We start from the raw sequence: 18,733 nt of genomic DNA on the forward strand, positions 1-18,733 counted from the left end.
TGACGAAGCCCCGCATACCGATACCGTCGGGGGCGTTGACGGGACCCACACCGCCGTGTGTCCCCTGCCACGTGCTGCCCGAGGTGGAAAGTGAAGGCGATCCGTCGGTTCACCGTCCGTCCTGTCCTCCCCGAACCCCTGCGGCCCCTCAGCGATCTGGCGCGCAATCTGCGCTGGTCCTGGCACGCGCAGACCCGCGAACTCTTCCGCTCCGTCGACCCCGGGCGCTGGGCCGCCTCGGGCGACGACCCCGTACGCCTCCTGGGCAGCGTCCCGCCCGCGCGGCTCGCCGAGCTGGCCCAGGACGCGTCCTTCCTGGAGCGGCTGACCGCCGCCGCCCGCGACCTCGACGACTACGTCACCGGGGACCGCTGGTACCAGGTGCAGCCCGCCGGACTGCCCGCGGCGATCGCCTACTTCTCGCCCGAGTTCGGCATCACGGCCGCCCTGCCCCAGTACTCCGGCGGTCTCGGCATCCTCGCCGGCGACCATTTGAAGGCCGCGAGTGACCTCGGCGTCCCCCTGATCGGCGTCGGCCTGCTCTACCGGCACGGCTACTTCCGCCAGACCCTGTCCCGGGACGGCTGGCAGCAGGAGCACTACCCGGTCCTGGACCCCAACGAGCTGCCGCTCGCCCTGCTCGAGGAGGCCGACGGCACCCCCGCCCGGCTCCGCCTGGCCCTGCCCGGCGGACGGTCGCTGCACGCCCGGATCTGGCTGGCCCAGGTCGGCCGGGTCCCGCTGCTGCTGCTCGACTCCGACGTCGAGGAGAACGACCTCGGCGAACGCGGCGTCACCGACCGGCTCTACGGCGGCGGCAGCGAGCACCGGCTGCTCCAGGAGATGCTCCTCGGCATAGGAGGGGTGCGGGCCGTGCGGACGTACTGCCGGCTCACCGGCCACCCGGCGCCCGAGGTCTTCCACACCAACGAGGGCCACGCCGGCTTCCTCGGCCTGGAGCGCATCGCCGAACTGTGCGAGCGGGACCTCGACTTCGACGCCGCGCTGGAGGCCGTCCGGGCCGGCACGGTGTTCACCACGCACACCCCCGTCCCGGCCGGCATCGACCGGTTCGACCGCGAACTGGTCGCCCGGCACTTCGGGCCCGACGCCGAACTGCCCGGCATCGAGGTGGGGCGCGTCCTCCAGCTCGGCATGGAGACCTACCCCGGCGGCGAACCCAACCTGTTCAACATGGCCGTGATGGGCCTGCGCCTCGGTCAGCGCGCCAACGGCGTGTCCCTGCTGCACGGCAACGTCAGCCGCGAGATGTTCTCCGGGCTGTGGCCGGGCTTCGACGCCGACGAGGTGCCGATCACCTCCGTCACCAACGGTGTGCACGCCCCGACCTGGGTCGCGCCCGAGGTGTTCCGCCTCGGCGCGGACCGGATCGGCGCCCGGCGCATGGAGGACGCGCTGACCGTCGGCGGCTCCGACCGCTGGGACGCCGTCGCCGACATCCCCGACCAGGAGGTCTGGGAGCTGCGCCGGGTGCTGCGCGAACAGCTCGTCCAGGAGGTGCGCGAGCGGCTGCGGGCCTCCTGGCGGCAGCGGGGCGCCGGGACCGCCGAACTGGGCTGGGTCGACGGCGTCCTCGACCCCGACGTCCTCACCATCGGCTTCGCCCGCCGCGTCCCCTCGTACAAGCGGCTGACGCTGATGCTGCGGGACCCCGACCGGCTGATGAGCCTGCTGCTGCACCCGGAGCGGCCCGTCCAGATCGTGGTCGCCGGCAAGGCGCACCCGGCGGACGACGGCGGCAAACGCCTCGTGCAGGAACTCGTCCGCTTCGCCGACGACCCCCGGGTGCGCCACCGCATCGTCTTCCTGCCCGACTACGGCATGGCGATGGCCAAGAAGCTCTACCCCGGCTGCGACATCTGGCTGAACAACCCGCTGCGGCCCCTGGAGGCGTGCGGCACCTCGGGGATGAAGGCCGCGCTCAACGGCTGCCTCAACCTGTCCGTCCTGGACGGCTGGTGGGACGAGTGGTTCCAGCCCGACTTCGGCTGGTCGATCCCCACGGCCGACGGCACCGGCACCGATCCCGACCGCCGGGACGACATAGAGGCCGCGGCGCTGTACGACCTGCTGGAGCAGCGGATCACCCCCCGCTTCTACGAGCGCGGGCGGGACGGTCTGCCGGACCGCTGGATCGAGATGGTCCGCCGGACCCTGACCCTGCTCGGCCCGAAGGTGCTGGCGGGCCGCATGGTCCGCGAGTACGTCGACCGCCTCTACACCCCGGCCGCGCACGCCCACCGCGCGATGGCCCCGGACGCGGCGCGTGAACTGGCCGGCTGGAAGGCCCGGGTGCGCTCGGCGTGGCACGCCGTCACCGTCGACCACGTCGAGACGTCGGCCGCGGCACCCACCGCGGAACTCGGCTCGACGCTGAGCCTGCGCGTACGCGTCGGCCTCGGCGAGCTGGGCCCGGAGGACGTCGAGGTGCAGGCCGTCTCGGGCCGGGTCGACGGCGAGGACCGGATCGCGGACGCCGCCACGGTGCCGCTGAAACCGGTGGGCAGCCCCGACACGGACGGCCGCTGGGTCTACGAGGGCCCGCTCTCCCTGGACCGCACCGGCCCCTACGGCTACACGGTCCGCATCCTCCCGTCCCACCGCCTCCTCGCCTCCAGCGCCGAACTCGGCCTCCTGGCGGTGCCCTCCGAGGAGACGGGAGAGGGCGGCGGGGTGCTGCTGCGCTGAGCGTGCGCCCGGCCGGTCCTCCGGCCGGGCGTCAGTACTCGGACTCCGGCGCGCTCAGCTTGCGCAGGACTGTGCCGCAGCGGCGGGCGTAGGCGTGTTGGAGGCCTCGGGTGGCCGGGCCGGCCGCGCGGGAGTACCACTTGGCGGGGCGGCTGAAGGCGTTCACGGAGAGCCAGACCGTGCCGTCGCCGGTGCGTTCCACGACGAAGGCCTCCTCGCCGCACTCGGGGTGGCCGGCGAGGGTGCCGTAGGCCCAGCCGGTCCTGCGGTACTCCTCGACGGTCCACACGACCCGGCATGGGGCCTTGATCATGCCGGCGAGGGTGACCGTGACGTCGACGTCGGTGGCCGCGCGGTCGGCCGAGGCGTCGATGCCGACGCCCATCGCGCGGTGCATCTCCCAGGTCATCACCGCCTCGGCGGCTCTGCGGAAGACGTCCTCGCCCTCGCCGATGCGGGTGCGCACATGGAGGGGGTGGAAGCCGGGCGGGCAGAAGCCGGTCTCCCGGGTCGCGCCGACGTCGTCGTACGTGAAGGACATGGGTCCCAAGAGTAGGGCGGCACCCGGGGACGCGGTCGTCCCGGGTGCCGCCCGCCGGTTCGGGACCGGGTCAGCTCACGTTGACCGCGGCCCAGGCGGCGGCCACCGCCTTGTACTCGGTGCTGGTGGAGCCGTACAGGGCCGACGCGGCGTTCAGGGTCGCCGTGCGGGCACCCGCGTAGTTCGTCGTCGACGTCATGTACGACGTCAGCGCCTTGTACCAGATCTGGACGGCCTTGGCCCGGCCGATGCCGGTGAGCGTCGAGCCGTCGGAGGTCGGGGAGTTGTAGCTCACCCCGTTGATCGTCCGGGCGCCGCTGCCCTCCGCGAGGAGGAAGAAGAAGTGGTTCGCGGGGCCCGACGAGTAGTGGACGTCGAGGTTCTTCAGGCTCGACGACCAGTTGTCGGCGGAGGCGCCGTCCTTGCTGGGCTTGTCCATGTACCGCAGCGGCGTGCCGTCGCCGTTGATGTCGATCTTCTCGCCGATGAGGTAGTCGCCGGCGTCGGAGGAGTTCGCCGCGTAGAACTCGACAGCCGTGCCGAGGATGTCCGAGGTGGCCTCGTTCAGGCCGCCGGACTCGCCCGAGTAGTTCAGGCCCGCGGTGTTGGAGGTGACGCCGTGGGTCATCTCGTGGCCGGCCACGTCCAGCGAGGTCAGCGGGTGGGTGTTGCCCGTGCCGTCGCCGTACGTCATGCAGAAGCAGCTGTCCGACCAGAACGCGTTGACGTAGGCGTTCCCGTAGTGGACGCGGGAGTAGGCGGCCTTGCCGTCGTTCTTGATGCCGTTGCGGCCGAAGGTGTTCTTGTAGAAGTCCCAGGTGACCTGGGCGCCGTACGCGGCGTCCACGGCGGCCGTCTGGTCGCTGGTGGAGCTGGAGGCGCTGCCGGTGCCCCAGGCGTCGTCGGCGTCGGTGAACAGGGTGCCCGCGGAGGAGCTGGTGCTGCGCGCCTTGTTGTACGTCTTGTGACCGCCGCGCCCGGTGTCGTACAGCTGGTACGTCGAACCGGACTTGGTGGTGCCGAGGGTGACGCTGCCCGAGTACAGGCTCTTGCCGCTGCCGGTCTCGATGCCCTGGAACTCGTAGAGCTTCGCGCCGGTCGCGGCGTCGGTGATGACGTGCAGCTCGTTCGGGGTGCCGTCGTCCTGGAGGCCGCCGACGACGGTCTCGTAGGCGAGGGTCGGCCTGCCGCTCGCGGCCCAGATCACCTTGCGCGGCGCGCGGTCGGCCTCGGTCTTCTCGGCGCCGGCCGCCTCGGCCCGCTTCAGGGCCTGGCTCTCGGCCTTCGCGGCGCTGATCGCCGGCTTGAGGGAGGAGACCTCGATGGCGGCCTTCGTCGCCTTGGTGACGCCCTTGCGCGCGCCGGACGCCGACTCGTGGACGACCAGGTCGCCGCCGAGGACGGGGAGCCCGGCGTAGGTGCGCTCGTAGCGGGTGTGCACGGAGCCGTCGGCGTCCTTGACGACGTCTCTGACGACCAGCTTCTCCTGGGCGCCGAGGCCGAGGTCCTCGGCGGTGCCGGCGGCCTCGGCCTGCTGGTCCTGGATCAGGGCGGTGCGCGTGGCGGGCGCCAGGGAGACCGGGGCGGCGAGCGGGGCGGCCTCGGCGCCGGGGGCGGGGGCCGCGGACGACGTCCCGGTGGTCAGGGCGGTGGTGAGGAGTGCCCCGGCCGCGACGGCGGTCGATATGGCCAGGGTGGTGCGCTTGCGACGCGCGTAGAGGGGGGTCACACGGGCTCCTTCGTGGGGGAGAACGGGAGTTCGGTGCGGCGGGTGGTGGAAGCGTGGCACCTAAGTCGCGTACATGTCAGGACCCCGCGATGATGTTGACCTGATCTTGACTGTCCGGAAAATGTTTCCGGTATGTGAACGGGCGCCGTCCCGGCGGGAGTCGAACCCACCGGGACGGCGCCCCGCACTCGGAAGCGCCGCGTGCGTGCGGCCTACGGGAAGGTCAGCTTCCAGCTGTTGATGTAGCCGGTGTCGAGCGACGCGTTGTCCTGGACCCGCAGTTGCCAGACACCGTTGGCGGCCTCGGAGGACGCGTTCACGGTGTACGTGGTGTCGATGTTGTCCGCGCTGCCGCCGGTGCCGTAGCCCTTGAGGACGTAGACACTCCCGTCGGGGGCGAGCAGGTCGACCTTCAGGTCACCGATGTAGGTGTGGACGATGTTCACGCCGACCTGGAGGTTGGACGGCGCGTTGCCGGTGCGCCCCGACACGGTGATCGACGAGGTGACGGCCGAGCCACGGTCCGGGATGGAGACGTCGGCCGTGTTCTCGAAGACGGTGCCGCCGCCGCCCCCGCCGTCGGAGCGCGTGCCCACGTTGACACCCGCCCAGGCGTCCTGGACGGCCTTGTACTCGGCGCTGGTGGTGCCGTAGAGCTCACCGGTCGCGGCCAGGGTGCCGGTGCGGGCGGCCGCGTAGTTGGTGTTCGAGGTGAACTTCGTGGTCAGCGCGCGGAACCAGATCTTCTCCGCCTTGGCGCGGCCGATGCCGGTGACCGGAAGACCGTCCGAGGTGGGCGAGTTGTAGGTGACACCGTTGATCGTCTTGGTGCCGCTGCCCTCGCTCAGCAGGTAGAAGAAGTGGTTCGCCGGACCGGACGAGTAGTGCACGTCGATCGAGCCGATGCCCGAGTACCAGGCGTCCTTGGACGCGCCGTCCTTGCTCGGCTTGTCCATGTAGCGCAGCGGCGAGCCGTCGCCGTTGATGTCGATCTCCTCGCCGATGAGGTAGTCGCCCACGTCGGAGGAGTTGTTCGCGTAGAACTCCACGGTCGAGCCGAAGATGTCGGACGTCGCCTCGTTGAGGCCGCCGGACTCGCCGCTGTAGACGAGGCCCGCGGTGTTGGAGGTGACGCCGTGGGTCATCTCGTGGCCGGCCACGTCGATCGACGTCAGCGGGTGGGTGTTCCCCGAGCCGTCGCCGTACGTCATGCAGAAGCAGCTGTCGGACCAGAACGCGTTCACGTAGTTGTTGCCGTAGTGGACGCGGGAGTAGGCGCCGACGCCGTCGCCCCGGATGCCGCTGCGGCCGTGCACGTTCTTGTAGTAGTCCCACGTCAGCGCGGCGCCGTAGTGCGCGTCGGCGCCCGCGGTCTCCGCGTTGGACGGCGAGCCGTTGCCCCACACGTCGTCGGCGCCGGAGAAGAGCGTCCCGGTGCCCGAGGTGCCGCGGTTGAGGTTGTACGTCTTGTGGTTGCCGCGCGCGCCGTCGGTCAGGTTGTACGTCGACCCCGACTGCGTGGTGCCGAGCGTCACCGTGCCGCTGTACATCGTGTTGCCGGTGCCGGTCTCGATGCCCTGGTACTCGTAGAGCTTCGCGCCGGTCGCCGCGTCGGTGATGACGTGCAGCTCGTTGGGCGTGCCGTCGTCCTGGAGGCCGCCGACGACGGTCTCGTAGGCGAGGGTGGGCTTGCCCTGCGCGGCCCAGATCACCTTGCGGGGCGCCTTGTCGACGTCCGCGCTCCGGGCGTCGTCGGCCTTCGCCGCGGCCAGCGCCTGCTTCTCCGCCTTCGCGGCGGGGACGGCGGCGGCCGTCGTCGCCGGCTCGATGGCGGCCTTCGTCGCCTTCACGACGTCCTTGGTGGCGCCGGACTTCGCGGTCTCCACCACCAGGTCGCCGCCGAGGACGGGCAGGCCGTCGTAGGTGCGCTCGTAGCGGGTGTGGACCGTGCCGTCGCCGTCCTTGACGACGTCACGGACGACCAGCTTCTCCTTGGCGCCGAGGCCCAGGTCCTTCGCGGTGTCCGCCTTGGTGGCGTTGGCCTCGCGTATCAGCTCGGCGCGCTGGGCGGGGGTGAGCTTGACCGACTCGGCGCCCGGGAGCACCTGGCCGGCGGTCTGCGGGGCCCGGGGCGGGGCCGCGGTCGCGGCGCCCGTCTGGACGGCTGCCGCGACGAGCGCGGCGACGCCGACGAGGGCCACGGCGGCGGCCCGGCGGCGGGGGGTGTGGGGGGTGCGTCTGTGGGAGGACCTGTCTCTCAACACTGACTCCTTCTGCGCGGCCGCGGATCACACGGCCAGGGGAGACCGGCCGGCGGGTGGGCCGTCCGGGCAGATCGGGGTGGTACGCAGAACGACGTGCGCGTGCGGAGTGCGGCCGCGGCCACCGCCGTGCGGCGGTGCTGTGGGGTTGCTGTGTCGCGGCCGTGGGAAGAGTGGCAGGTGATTGCGGTTTCTGTCAGGGGCGCGTCAGGAACTTGGCCGGAAATCGTTCGTTGTCCGGGAGTTCACGTTCGATAAACGGACCGGACGCCTCGGGCGCCCCGGAGGTTTCGGGACGCCCTGACCGCCTCAGACGTCGATGCGCTCCAGATCGCGCAGCCACGCCGCCGCGTTGCCGTCCGAGGGTGCCCGCCAGTCCCCGCGCGGGGAGAGCGAGCCGCCCGCCGAGACCTTCGGGCCGTTCGGCATCGCGGAGCGCTTGAACTGTGCGAATGCGAAGAAGCGACGGCAGAAGACCTCCAGCCAGCGCCTGATCTCCGCCAGGTCGTACGCCACCCGCTTGGCCTCGGGGAAGCCGGGCGGCCAGGCGCCCGCCTCGGCGTCGTGCCAGGCGTGCCAGGCCAGGAAGGCGATCTTCGACGGCCGGAAGCCGTACCGCAGCACGTGGAACAGCGTGAAGTCGTGCAGCGCGTACGGCCCGATCTTCGACTCCGTCGACTGCATCTCCTCGCCCGGCACCAGCTCCGGGCTGATCTCGGTGTCCAGGATCGCGGTCAGCGTGCGGCCGGTCTCCTCGTCGAACTGCCCGGAGGTGACGACCCAGCGGATCAGGTGCTGGATCAGCGTCTTCGGCACCCCGCCGTTGACGTTGTAGTGACTCATCTGGTCGCCGACGCCGTACGTCGACCAGCCCAGCGCCAGCTCCGACAGATCGCCCGTGCCCAGCACGATCCCGCCGCGCTGGTTCGCCAGCCGGAACAGGTAGTCGGTGCGCAGGCCGGCCTGCACGTTCTCGAAGGTGACGTCGTACACCGGCTCACCGGACGCGAACGGGTGGCCCATCTCCTCGAGCATCAGCCGCGCGGTCGGCGTGATGTCCAGCTCGGCCGCCGTGACGCCCAGCGAGTTCATCAGCTTGTGGGCGTTGTCCTTGGTGTGGTCGCTGGTCGCGAAGCCCGGCAGCGTGAACGCCAGGATGTCGCTGCGCGGCCGGCCCGCCCGGTCCATCGCGCGGGCCGCGACGATCAGCGCGTGCGTGGAGTCCAGACCCCCGGACACGCCGATGACGACCTTCGGGTTCCCGATCGCGGCCAGCCGCTGCTGGAGCCCCGCGACCTGGATGTTGTACGCCTCGTAGCAGTCCAGGGCGAGCCGGTCGGCGTCCGCCGGCACGAACGGGAAGCGCTCCACCCGGCGCCTGAGGCCCAGGTCGCCGGCCGGCGGGTCGAGCAGGAACGCGATCCGCCGGAAGTCACCGGTGCGCCCGGCGTGGGTGCGCCGGTTGTCGTCGAACGTGCCCATCCGCAGCCGCTCCTGGCGCAGCAGGTCCAGGTCGACGTCGGCCACCGCGAACTGGTCGTCGGCGGAGAAACGGTCCGTCTCCGCGAGGAGCACACCGTTCTCGTAGATCATCGTCTGCCCGTCCCAGGACAGGTCCGTGGTCGACTCGCCCAGACCGGCCGCCGAGTAGACGTACGCGGCAAGGCAGCGCGAGGACGCCGAACGGCACAGCAGCCGGCGGTCCTCCGCCCGGCCCACGGTGATCGGGCTGCCCGACAGGTTCGCCAGCACCGTCGCGCCCGCGAGCGCCGCCTCCGCGCTCGGCGGCACCGGCACCCACATGTCCTCGCAGATCTCCGCGTGCAGCACCAGGCCCGGCACGTCCCGCGCCTCGAAGAGCAGGTCCGTCCCGAACGGGACCTCCTCGCCGCCGATCCGGATGGTGCCGCCGCGCTCGTCGTCACCGGCCGCGATCTGCCGCTTCTCGTAGAACTCGCGGTAGTTCGGCGGGTACGACTTCGGCGCCACGCCGAGGATCCGGCCGCGGTGCACGACGACCGCGCAGTTGTAGACCCGGTTCCGGTGGCGCAGCGGGGCGCCCACCACGAGCACCGTCAGCAGATCGGCGGACCCCGCGACCACCGTGTCCAGCGCCCGCTCCACGTCGTCCAGCACCACGTCCTGGAGCAGCAGGTCCTCGATGGAGTAGCCGGTCAGCCCCAGCTCGGGGAAGACGGCGACCGCCACGCCCTCCTCGGCGCACCGCCGGGCCTGCCGCAGGGCGGCCTCCGCGTTGGCCTGCGGGTCGGCGACGACGGTGTGGCCCGTGCACGCGGCCACCCGCGCGAAGCCGTGCTGGTAGATCGACCAGAAGTTCAATGGACCGTGGCTTTCTGCTGGACGTTCTTCGGGCGTGTCAGCCTCTAGTACCCCGCCGAGCATAAATCTTCCGATCATGCGCCCTAGGATTCGGGGCCCGGGGCGCGTTGAAGGGAGCCCGGCGTCAGGCGGGCCGCTCGCCGTGCCAGGACCGCCACAGCGCCGCGTACGCCCCGCCCGCCGCGACCAGCTCCTCGTGCGTGCCCAGCTCGGTGAGCAGACCACCCTCCATCACGGCCACGCGGTCGGCGTCGTGCGCGGTGTGCAGCCGGTGGGCGACGGCGACGACCGTACGGCCGCGCAGCACCGCCGCGAGGGCCCGCTCGGTGTGCCGGGCGGTCGTCGGGTCGAGCAGGGCCGTGGCCTCGTCGAGGATCAGGGTGTGCGGGTCGGCCAGCACCACGCGGGCCAGGGCGAGCTGCTGGGCCTGCGAGCCGTCCGTGGGGGTGCCTCCGTCGCCGAGCGGGGTGTCCAGCCCCGCGGGCAGCTCCCGCACCCAGGGGTCGGCGCCGACCGCGGTGAGCGCGGCCCACAGAGTCTCGTCGGACGCGGACGGCTCGGCGATCCGGAGGTTGTCGCGGACCGTGCCCAGGAAGACGTGGTGCTCCTGGGTCACCAGGACGACCTGACGGCGCAGCCGCTCCGGGTCGAGCCCGGCCACGGGCACCCCGCCGACCGTCACCGCGCCGGCGGTGGGCGCGTCCACACCCGCGAGCAGCCGGCTCAGCGTCGACTTCCCGGCGCCCGACGGGCCGACGATCGCGAGGCGTTCGCCGGGCCGCACGGCCAGATCGACTCCGCCGAGGACCTCGCCGCCCCGGTCGTAGGCGTAGCGCACGCCGGTCACGTCGATCCGGTCGCCCTCGGGGACCGGGCCGGCCGTGTCCGCCGCCTGCGGGGCGCGGGCCAGCCCCTCCACGCGGGCGAACGAGGCGCCGCTGCTCTGCAGTTGCTCCACCCGCATCAGGATCTCGTCCAGCGGGTTGACCATCTGCTGGAGGTACAGCGCCGCCGCGACCACCGTGCCCAGGCTGATCGCGCCGCGCGCGTGCAGCGCCCCGCCGACCAGCAGGACCGTCACCACCGGCACCAGATAGGCGATCTCGACCGCCGGGAAGAACACCGTGCGCAGGAACAGCGTGTACAGCCGGGCGCGGCGCGAGACGTCCAGCGCCTCCCGGCTCGCCGCCACCCGTCGCCCCTCCAGCCGCAGCGCCTCCACGGTACGGGCGCCGGAGGCGGTGGCCGCGAGGATCTCGGCCACGTCCGAGTTGGCCGCGCCCTCCGCGAGATAGCCCGCCCGGGCCCGGCGCAGATACCAGCGCAGCACCGGCCACAGCACGACCAGGCCGAGCAGCCCGCAGGCGCCGAACAGGGGGTCCAGCACGAACACCGCGACCAGCAGGAACAGCACCTGCACGCCGTTGATGAGCAGTTCCGGCCCCGCGTCCCGCAGGGTGGTGCCGACGGCGGTCACGTCCGTGGTGCCGCGCGCCGTCAGGTCGCCGGTGCCGGCCCGCTCCACGACCGACGCGGGCAGCGCGAGCGTACGGCGGACGTACTCCTCGCGGACCCGGGCGAGGGTGCGTTCGCCGAAGCGGTGGCCGACGTAACGGGCCCAGCGGGCCAGCAGCACCTGCGTCAGCGCCGCCACCAGGATGGCCAGGGCCAGCCGGTCCACGGCCGACACCCCGGAGCCGGCCCGGACCTCGTCGACGATCCGGCCGAGCAGCCAGGGCGCCGCCAGACCGGCGAGCGCGGCGGCCGCGTTCAGGGCGAGCACGGCGGTGAAGGCGCGGGCGTCGGAGCGGACCAGGCGGGCGGTGGCCCGGCGGACGTCCTGGGGCCCGGCCACCGGAAGGGCCCCGCGCCGGGACTTCCGAGCGTGTTGTCCGTCCGTCACCGCACGACCTCCTCGGCGTCCGCCGCGTCCTCGTCCCGCGCCACCAGGGACCGGTAACCGGGTTCGTACTCCAGCAGGCCCCGGTGCGTCCCGGTGGCCGCCACCTTGCCGTCGACCAGGTAGTGCACGACGTCCGCGCGGTCCAGGACGAGAGGGGACGTCGTCGTGACGACGGTGGTGCGGCCGGCGCGGTCGGCGCGCAGCCGCTCGGCGACCCGCGCCTCCGTGTGCGCGTCCAGCGCCGACGTCGGCTCGACCGCCAGCAGCACCTCCGGGTCGGCCAGCAGCGCGCGCACCAGACGGACCCGCTGGCGCTGGCCGCCGGACAGGTTGCGGCTCCGCGCGTCGACCGGGGAGTCCAGGCCGTCCGGCAGTCCCCGCACGACGTCCTCCGCGACCGCCGTGCGCAGAGCCCGGGCGATCGCCGCCTCGTCCCGGTCGGTGTGCCCGGACACCAGCTCCCGCAGCGGGCCCGCGAACAGGTCCGCCTCGTGGTCGGCCACCAGGACGCGTTCCCGCACCCGCGCCGCCGGGATCTCGGCCAGCGGGACGCCGCCCCAGGTAGCCGCCGACGGAGCGAACCGGCCGAGGCGGTCGACGACGGCCGCCGCGTCGGCGGGCCGCGCCCCGGCCAGCGCCGTCAGCCGGCCCGGCAGGACCCGCACCCCCGACTCCGGGTCGTACAGCGGCGCCGGCTCGGCGGGCGCGTCCCGGGTGCCGGTGTCCTCCATCGGCTCCAGGCGCAGGAACCGCACGACGCGCCGCGCCGCCACCACGCCCCGGCTGACCTGGTAGCCGCACTCGATGAAGAACGCCACCGGACCCACCAGCACCGCGACATAGCCGTAGACCGACACCAGTTCGCCGACCGTGATCGACCCCTGGGCGGCGAGCCGGGCCGCCAGCCAGGTCACCACGGCCAGGAACAGCGTCGGCAGGCCGACGCCGAGCGCCTGCACCCAGCTGGTCACCGCGCCCACCCGGTAGCCCTGCGCCCGCAGCCGCCGCGAGTCGTTCTGGAAGGCGTCCGCGACCAGGCCCTTGCCGCCCAGGCCGTTGAGGACGCGCAGCCCGCCCGCCAGGTCGGTGATCCGGGCGGTCAGCACCCCCTGGAGCTCCCGGTACTCCGTCTCGGCGCCCTGGAGCCGTCCGAGCAGCGGTCCGACCAGCACGCCGATGAGCGGCATCCCGAGCAGCACCACGACCGCGATGGGCACCGACACCGACACCAGCAGCCCGGCGACCACCAGATAGGCGACGACCGCGCCCACCCCGGGCCCGACGACGGTCAGGGAGCCGCTGATGGTCTGCACGTCGCCCACCCCGATGGTGACGACCTCCCCGGCGCCGACCCGGCGCGGCAGCGCGGCGCCGAGGCGCACCGCGTGGTCGACCAGCACCTTGACCGTGCGGAAGTTGGCGTCCATCCGCACCCGGGTCATCGTGCGGTGCCGCATGATGCTCAGCCAGGCGTTGAACGCGCCCACCCCGAACAGCGCCGCCGTCCACCCCAGCAGCGCGCCCCGGTCGCCGTCCGCGAGCCCGTCGTCCACGGCGCGCGACAGCAGGTAGGGGGTGGCCGCCAGCAGCACCATCCACACACTGGAGATCAGCGCCCCGACGACGGACCGCGTCAGCTGCTTCCCGACCAGCCACCCCAGGTAGCGCCAGCCGCCCCGGCGGTCCGGCTCGCCCGGGTCCCCGTACGCGTCGATCATCGTCCCCCGTGTCCCGTCCGCCGTCCCGATGGCCCGTCCGTCACGCCAGGCTGTCCCGCCACGCCCGGTGCAGATCCGCGAACCGTCCCGTCCCGCCGATGAGTTCGGCCGGTGTGCCGTCCTCGACGATTCTGCCGTGCTCCATCACCAGCACCCGGTCGGCGATCTCCACCGTGGACAGCCGGTGCGCGATGACGACGGCCGTACGGCCCCGCAGGACCGTCGACATCGCGCGCTGCACGGCACGCTCCCCGGGGATGTCCAGCGAACTGGTCGCCTCGTCCAGGATCAGCACCGCCGGATCGGCCAGCAACGCGCGTGCGAACGCCACGAGTTGCCGCTGACCCGCCGAGATACGGCCGCCCCGCTTGCGTACGTCGGTGTCGTAGCCCTCGGGGAGCGCGGCGATGAAGTCGTGCGCCCCGATGGCCTTCGCCGCCCGTTCGATCTCCGAACGGGTCGCGTCCGGCCGCCCGATCGCGATGTTCTCGGCGACCGTGCCGGAGAACAGGAACGCCTCCTGCGTCACCATCACGACCCCGCGCCGCAGCTCCGGCCCGGCCAGGTCGCGCAGGTCCACGCCGTCCAGCAGGACCCGCCCGCCGGACGGGTCGTAGAACCGGGCGAGCAGCTTGGCCAGCGTGGACTTGCCGGCGCCCGTGGAGCCCACGACGGCGACGGTCTGCCCGGCCGGCAGGGTCAGGTCGAAGCGGGGCAGCACCTCGCCGCCGGTGCGGTAGGCGAACCGGACCCCGTCGAAGACGACCTCGCGGCCGGGCTGTCCGCCCGCCTTCGCCGGGAGCTCCTTCGGCGCGGACGGCTCCGGCACGGACGGCGTCTGGGCCAGCAGCCCGGCGATCTTCTCCAGGGAGGCGCCCGCCGACTGGTACGAGTTGAGGAACATGCCGAGCCGGTCGATCGGGTCGTACAGCCGCCGCAGATACAGCACGGCCGCCGCCAGCACACCGAGGGCCAGGGTGCCGCCCGCGACCCGGTAGGCGCCCCACAGCACGATCCCCGCGACCGCCGTGTTGGCGACCAGACGGGATCCGACGACGTACCGGGCCATCTCCAGCAGGGCGTCACCGTTGGTGCGCTCGTGCCGGTGGTTGAGGACCCGGAAGTCCGCGTCGTTGGCCCGCTCGCGGCGGAACGCGCGCACCGGGCGGATGCCGTTCATCGTCTCCACGAACTTCACGATGACGGCCGCGATCGCTGTGGACCGCTGCGTGTACACGCGCGCGGCCCGACGCCGGTAGGACCGCACCAGCAGGTACAGCGGCACGAAGGAGGCCACGGCCACCGCGCCGAGCCCGAGGTCCAGCCACAGCAGCATCGCCGAGATGTAGACGAACGACAGGACCACGGTGACGAGTTCCTGCAGGCCCTCGTCGAGCAGTTCGCGCAGCGACTCGACGTCCGTGGTGGAGCGGGAGATCAGCCGGCCCGAGGTGTAGCGCTCGTGGAAGTCGAGGCTCAGTGCCTGCGCGTGACGGAAGATACGGCCCCGCAGATCGAGCAGCACGTCCTGGTTGACGCGGGCGGACACCCGGAAGAACGCGTACTGCAGTCCGCCGGAGGCCACCGAGCACAGCAGATAGCCGGCGGCGACCGCGATCAGCGGCCCCAGGTCGTCGCGCCGGAACGCGGGCACCGCCGAGTCGATGGCGTACGCCACCAGCAGCGGCCCCGCCTGCACGGCCGCCTGCTGGAGCAGCAGCAACAGCGTGGTCAGCACCACCCGGGCCTTCATGGGGGCCAGCAGGGACCGCAGCAGCGCGGCCGTGGCGCCCGGCGGCGAGGGCAGGGCGTCCTGGTCGAACTGCTCGTCCCGGGTCCCGGGCCGCTCGTCGGGCCGGCCGGTGCCCGGCTTCGCGGTCGTCGCCGTCATCGGGCGGCCTCCTCTGCTCCGGCCATGAGATACGCGTACTCGGCGTTGTCCCGCAGCAGTTCGTGATGGGTGCCGACGGCCGCGATCCGGCCCTCGGACAGCAGGGCCACCCGGTCCGCGAGCAGGACCGTCGACGGGCGGTGCGCGACGATCAGGGCGGTGGTGTCCGCGAGGACGTCCCGCAGGGCCGCCTCGACCAGCGACTCGGTGTGCACGTCCAGGGCGGACAGCGGGTCGTCCAGCACGAGGAAGCGGGGGCGGCCCACCACCGCCCGGGCCAGCGCGAGCCGCTGGCGCTGGCCGCCGGACAGGCTCAGCCCCTGCTCGCCGACCTGGGTCGCGGTGCCGTGCGGCAGGTCGTGCGCGAAGCCGGCCTGCGCGACCGCGAGGGCCCGCTCCAGCTCCGGCTCACCGGCGTCCGCGGCGGTCCCCATGAGAACGTTGTCCGCGACGCTCGCGGAGAACAGCGTGGGCTCCTCGAAGGCGACCGCCACCAGCGCGCGCAGCTCCTCGCGGGGCATGGCCGCGACGTCCTTGCCGTCCAGGGTGATCCGCCCGGCCGTCAGCTCGTACAGCCGGGGCACCAGGGCCGTCAGCGTCGTCTTGCCGCTGCCCGTCGCGCCGACCAGCGCCAGGGACTCGCCGGGCCGGATGTGCAGATCGATACGGTCCAGGACGGGCGGGGAGTCCTCGGGGGCGTCCGGGTAGCGGAACCGCACCCCCTCGAAGCGCAGCCCGCGGTCGGCGCGGTCCGCCCCGGCCTCGGCCACCGCCCGGCTCTCGGGGGCCGCGTCCATGACCTCGAAGTACCGCTCGGTTGCCGTCGCCGCCTCCTGGCTCATCGCGAGCAGGAAGCCGATCGAGTCCACGGGCCAGCGCAGCGCGAGCGCCGTCGACAGGAACGCCACCAGGGTGCCCGCCGACAGCTCGCCGTCGGCGACCCGCACCGTGCCCAGCACCAGGGCCGCGCCGATCGCCAGCTCGGGGAGCGTGATGATGACGGCCCAGATCGTCGCCAGCAGCCTGGCCTTGTGCAGCTCGGTGCCGCGCAGCGTCCGCGCCATCCCCCGGAACGCCCGGGCCTGGCTGCGGTGCCGCCCGAACCCCTTGATGATCCGGATGCCGAGCACGCTCTCCTCGACGAGCGTCGTCAGATCGCCCACCTGGTCCTGCGCCCGCCGCGCCACCAGCGCGTACCGCTTCTCGAAGACCACGCACATGACCATGACCGGCACCGCCGGCACCAGGATCACCAGCCCGAGCGTGACGTCCTGGACCAGCATGATGACCACGCCGGCCAGAATCGTCACGCTGTTGACCAGCAGGAACGTCAGCGGGAACGCCAGGAACATCCGCACCAGCATCAGATCGGTGGTGCCGCGCGACAGCAACTGCCCCGACGCCCACCGGTCGTGGAACGCCACCGGCAGCCGCTGCAGATGCCGGTACAGCTCCGCCCGCATCGACGCCTCGACCCCGGCCAGCGGCCGCGCCACCAGCCACCGCCGCAGCCCGAACAGCAGGGCCTCTCCTATGCCGAGCAGCAGCAGGAACAGCGCGCCGAGCCACACCCCGGCCGGGTCCCGTTCGGTGATGGGGCCGTCCACCATCCACTTCAGGACGAGGGGGATGACCAGCGCCAGACAGGACGCGACGACGGCCACGGCGGCGGCGGTGAACCACCGCACCCGCACCGGCCGCACATACGGCCACAGCCGCAGCAGCGTGCGCACGGCGGATCGGTCGGACCTGCTCCCTGGGGTTTCCTGTGTAGTGGCCATCAGCAGCGAGCCTACGGATCGCCACTGACACTGCCCACCGAGTTTTGGCCGGACCCGCATCCGTCCCCGGTCCTACGACCTGCGCGTTCGACCGGCCGCACACACCGGCGCGGCGAGGTCGTACCCCGCGCATCATCCGATCGGGGGATGCGATTCCGAGCGCGACGGCCGATACCGGGGACCGGCCGGCGCGGCCACGCTGAGGGCATGCCCGTCATCGAAGTCACCGATCTGCGCAAGTCCTACGGCGGCCGGCCCGTCGTCGACGGCGTCTCCTTCACCGTCGAGGAGGGCGAGATCTTCGGCATCCTCGGCCCGAACGGCGCCGGGAAGACCACCACCGTCGAGTGCGTCGAGGGACTGCGCGTCCCCGACGCCGGCCGGGTGCGGGTCACCGGCCTCGACCCCGTCGCCGACCACGACCGGGTCACCCACGTCCTCGGCGCCCAGCTCCAGGAGGGCCGCCTGCAGGAGAAGCTCACCGTGGGCGAGGCCCTGCGCCTGTACGCGGCCCTGCACCCGGCACCCGCCGACTGGCGTCCGCTCGCCGGCCGTCTGGGCCTCGCCGACCGGCTCGACACCCGGTTCGGCAAGCTCTCCGGCGGGCAGAAGCAGCGCCTGTTCATCGCGCTCGCCCTCGTCGGGAACCCGCGTGTCGTCGTCCTCGACGAACTGACCACCGGCCTCGACCCCCGGGCCCGCCGTGACACCTGGCGGCTCATCGAGGAGATCCGGGACAGCGGGGTGACCGTCCTGCTCGTCACCCACTTCATGGAGGAGGCGCAGCGGCTCTGCGACCGCGTCGCCGTGATCGACCAGGGCCGGATCGCCGCCCTCGGCACACCCGCCGACCTCATCCGCCGCTCCGCCGGCGCCACGGTCATCGCCTTCACCCCGTCCGCGCCGCTGGACGAACGCGAGCTGAACGCGCTGCCCCGACTGGCGTCCATCAGCCACAAGGACGGCCGGATCACCCTCACCGGCGGCGACGAGACGGTGAACGCCGTCATCAGCCTGCTCGCCCGGCACCGCGTCACCGCCCACCAACTGCGCGTCGGCGACGCCACCCTGGACGACGCCTACCTGGACCTCACGGAGACCCCCTCATGAACACCGCCGTCCTGCGCACCGAGGCCCGGCTGCTCGCCCGCGAACCGGGCAGCCTCTTCTGGATCCTCGCGTTCCCGCCGCTGCTGCTGGTGATCCTGGGCGCCGTCCCCGCGTTCCGCGAACCCCAGGACGGGCTCGGCGGGCTGCGCGTCGTCGACACCTATGTCCCGGTCACCGTGCTCGTCGGCATGATCGTCGCCGGGGTGCAGGCCATGCCGGCCGGCCTCACCGGCTACCGGGAGCACGGCGTCCTGCGCCGTATGGCCACCACCCCGGTCCGGCCTTCGGCGCTGCTGTCCGCGCAGATGCTGGTGCACGCGCTCGCCGCGGTGCTCTCCGCCCTGGTGACGCTCACCGTCGGACGGCTCGTGTGCGACGTTCACCTGCCCCGCCAGCCGTTCGGCTATCTCATGGCGCTGCTCCTCGCCGTCCTCGCCGCGCTCGCGCTCGGCTCGGTGATCGCGGCGGTCTCCCGCACGGTGAAGATCGCGGGCGCGATCGGCACGGCGGTGTTCTTCCCGACGCTGTTCTGCGCGGGCGTCTGGCTGCCGGTGCCGTCCATGCCGGACCTGCTGGCGGACATCGTGGTCCTCACGCCGTTCGGGGCCGCCGCCCAGGCCCTCGGCGACGCCACGGCCGGCGACTGGCCCGCCTGGTCCCACCTCGGTGTCATGGCCGGCTGGGCGGTGCTGCTGTCGGCGGCGGCCGCGCGCTGGTTCCGCTGGGAGTAGGAGACCCGCCGTGCAGACT

The 18,733-nt window shown here is 72.9% G+C and carries 11 protein-coding genes; 3 read left to right on the forward strand and 8 right to left on the reverse strand.

Annotation, left to right across the window (positions count from 1 at the left end; all coding sequences use genetic code 11):
- The first annotated feature begins 90 nt into the window (after positions 1-90).
- Complete coding sequence (locus tag DC008_RS24405) at positions 91-2,709, forward strand: glycosyltransferase family 1 protein (RefSeq protein ID WP_108708782.1); 2,619 nt, start codon at positions 91-93, stop codon at positions 2,707-2,709.
- A gap of 31 nt (positions 2,710-2,740) precedes the next feature.
- Here DC008_RS24405 and DC008_RS24410 read toward each other — a convergent pair whose 3' ends face one another.
- The 8 genes from DC008_RS24410 to DC008_RS24445 form a co-directional block, all read right to left on the reverse strand.
- Positions 2,741-3,250 carry a DUF1990 domain-containing protein gene (locus tag DC008_RS24410; protein ID WP_108708783.1) on the reverse strand — a complete coding sequence of 170 codons (510 nt, stop codon included), beginning with the start codon at positions 3,248-3,250 and terminating at the stop codon, positions 2,741-2,743.
- A 70-nt stretch (positions 3,251-3,320) separates the two neighbouring features.
- Positions 3,321-4,979, reverse strand: a complete 1,659-nt coding sequence (locus tag DC008_RS24415) for a M4 family metallopeptidase (RefSeq protein ID WP_108708784.1) — start codon at positions 4,977-4,979, stop codon at positions 3,321-3,323.
- 212 nt (positions 4,980-5,191) lie between these two features.
- Positions 5,192-7,240: a M4 family metallopeptidase gene (locus tag DC008_RS24420; protein ID WP_108708785.1), complete on the reverse strand. Its 2,049-nt coding sequence runs from the start codon at positions 7,238-7,240 to the stop codon at positions 5,192-5,194.
- 309 nt (positions 7,241-7,549) lie between these two features.
- Positions 7,550-9,580 (reverse strand): NAD(+) synthase, encoded by a 2,031-nt coding sequence (locus DC008_RS24425; RefSeq protein ID WP_108708786.1) that lies wholly within the window; start codon positions 9,578-9,580, stop codon positions 7,550-7,552.
- Positions 9,581-9,704: 124 nt separating this feature from the next.
- The gene (locus DC008_RS24430) at positions 9,705-11,483 is read right to left on the reverse strand and encodes an ABC transporter ATP-binding protein (protein WP_108708787.1); all 1,779 of its coding nucleotides are present in this window, start codon (positions 11,481-11,483) and stop codon (positions 9,705-9,707) included.
- Positions 11,480-13,201, reverse strand: coding sequence for an ABC transporter ATP-binding protein (locus DC008_RS24435; RefSeq protein WP_108708788.1), 1,722 nt, complete (start codon positions 13,199-13,201; stop codon positions 11,480-11,482). The genes DC008_RS24430 and DC008_RS24435 overlap by 4 nt, the downstream gene beginning before the upstream one ends.
- Positions 13,202-13,241: 40 nt before the next feature.
- Positions 13,242-15,092 (reverse strand): ABC transporter ATP-binding protein, encoded by a 1,851-nt coding sequence (locus tag DC008_RS24440; RefSeq protein ID WP_108708789.1) that lies wholly within the window; start codon positions 15,090-15,092, stop codon positions 13,242-13,244.
- Positions 15,089-16,873 carry an ABC transporter ATP-binding protein gene (locus DC008_RS24445; protein ID WP_108708790.1) on the reverse strand — a complete coding sequence of 595 codons (1,785 nt, stop codon included), beginning with the start codon at positions 16,871-16,873 and terminating at the stop codon, positions 15,089-15,091. The genes DC008_RS24440 and DC008_RS24445 overlap by 4 nt, the downstream gene beginning before the upstream one ends.
- Positions 16,874-17,080: 207 nt before the next feature.
- Between DC008_RS24445 and DC008_RS24450 the strand changes: the two genes are divergently transcribed.
- Positions 17,081-17,983 (forward strand): ABC transporter ATP-binding protein, encoded by a 903-nt coding sequence (locus tag DC008_RS24450; RefSeq protein ID WP_108708791.1) that lies wholly within the window; start codon positions 17,081-17,083, stop codon positions 17,981-17,983.
- Entirely contained in the window at positions 17,980-18,714 is a 735-nt protein-coding gene (locus DC008_RS24455; protein WP_108708792.1) for an ABC transporter permease, read from the forward strand. Before DC008_RS24450 ends, DC008_RS24455 begins: the two co-directional genes overlap by 4 nt.
- Positions 18,715-18,733 lie beyond the last annotated feature (19 nt).

Source organism: Streptomyces nigra, assembly GCF_003074055.1.
Taxonomy (GTDB): Bacteria; Actinomycetota; Actinomycetes; order Streptomycetales; family Streptomycetaceae; genus Streptomyces; species Streptomyces nigra.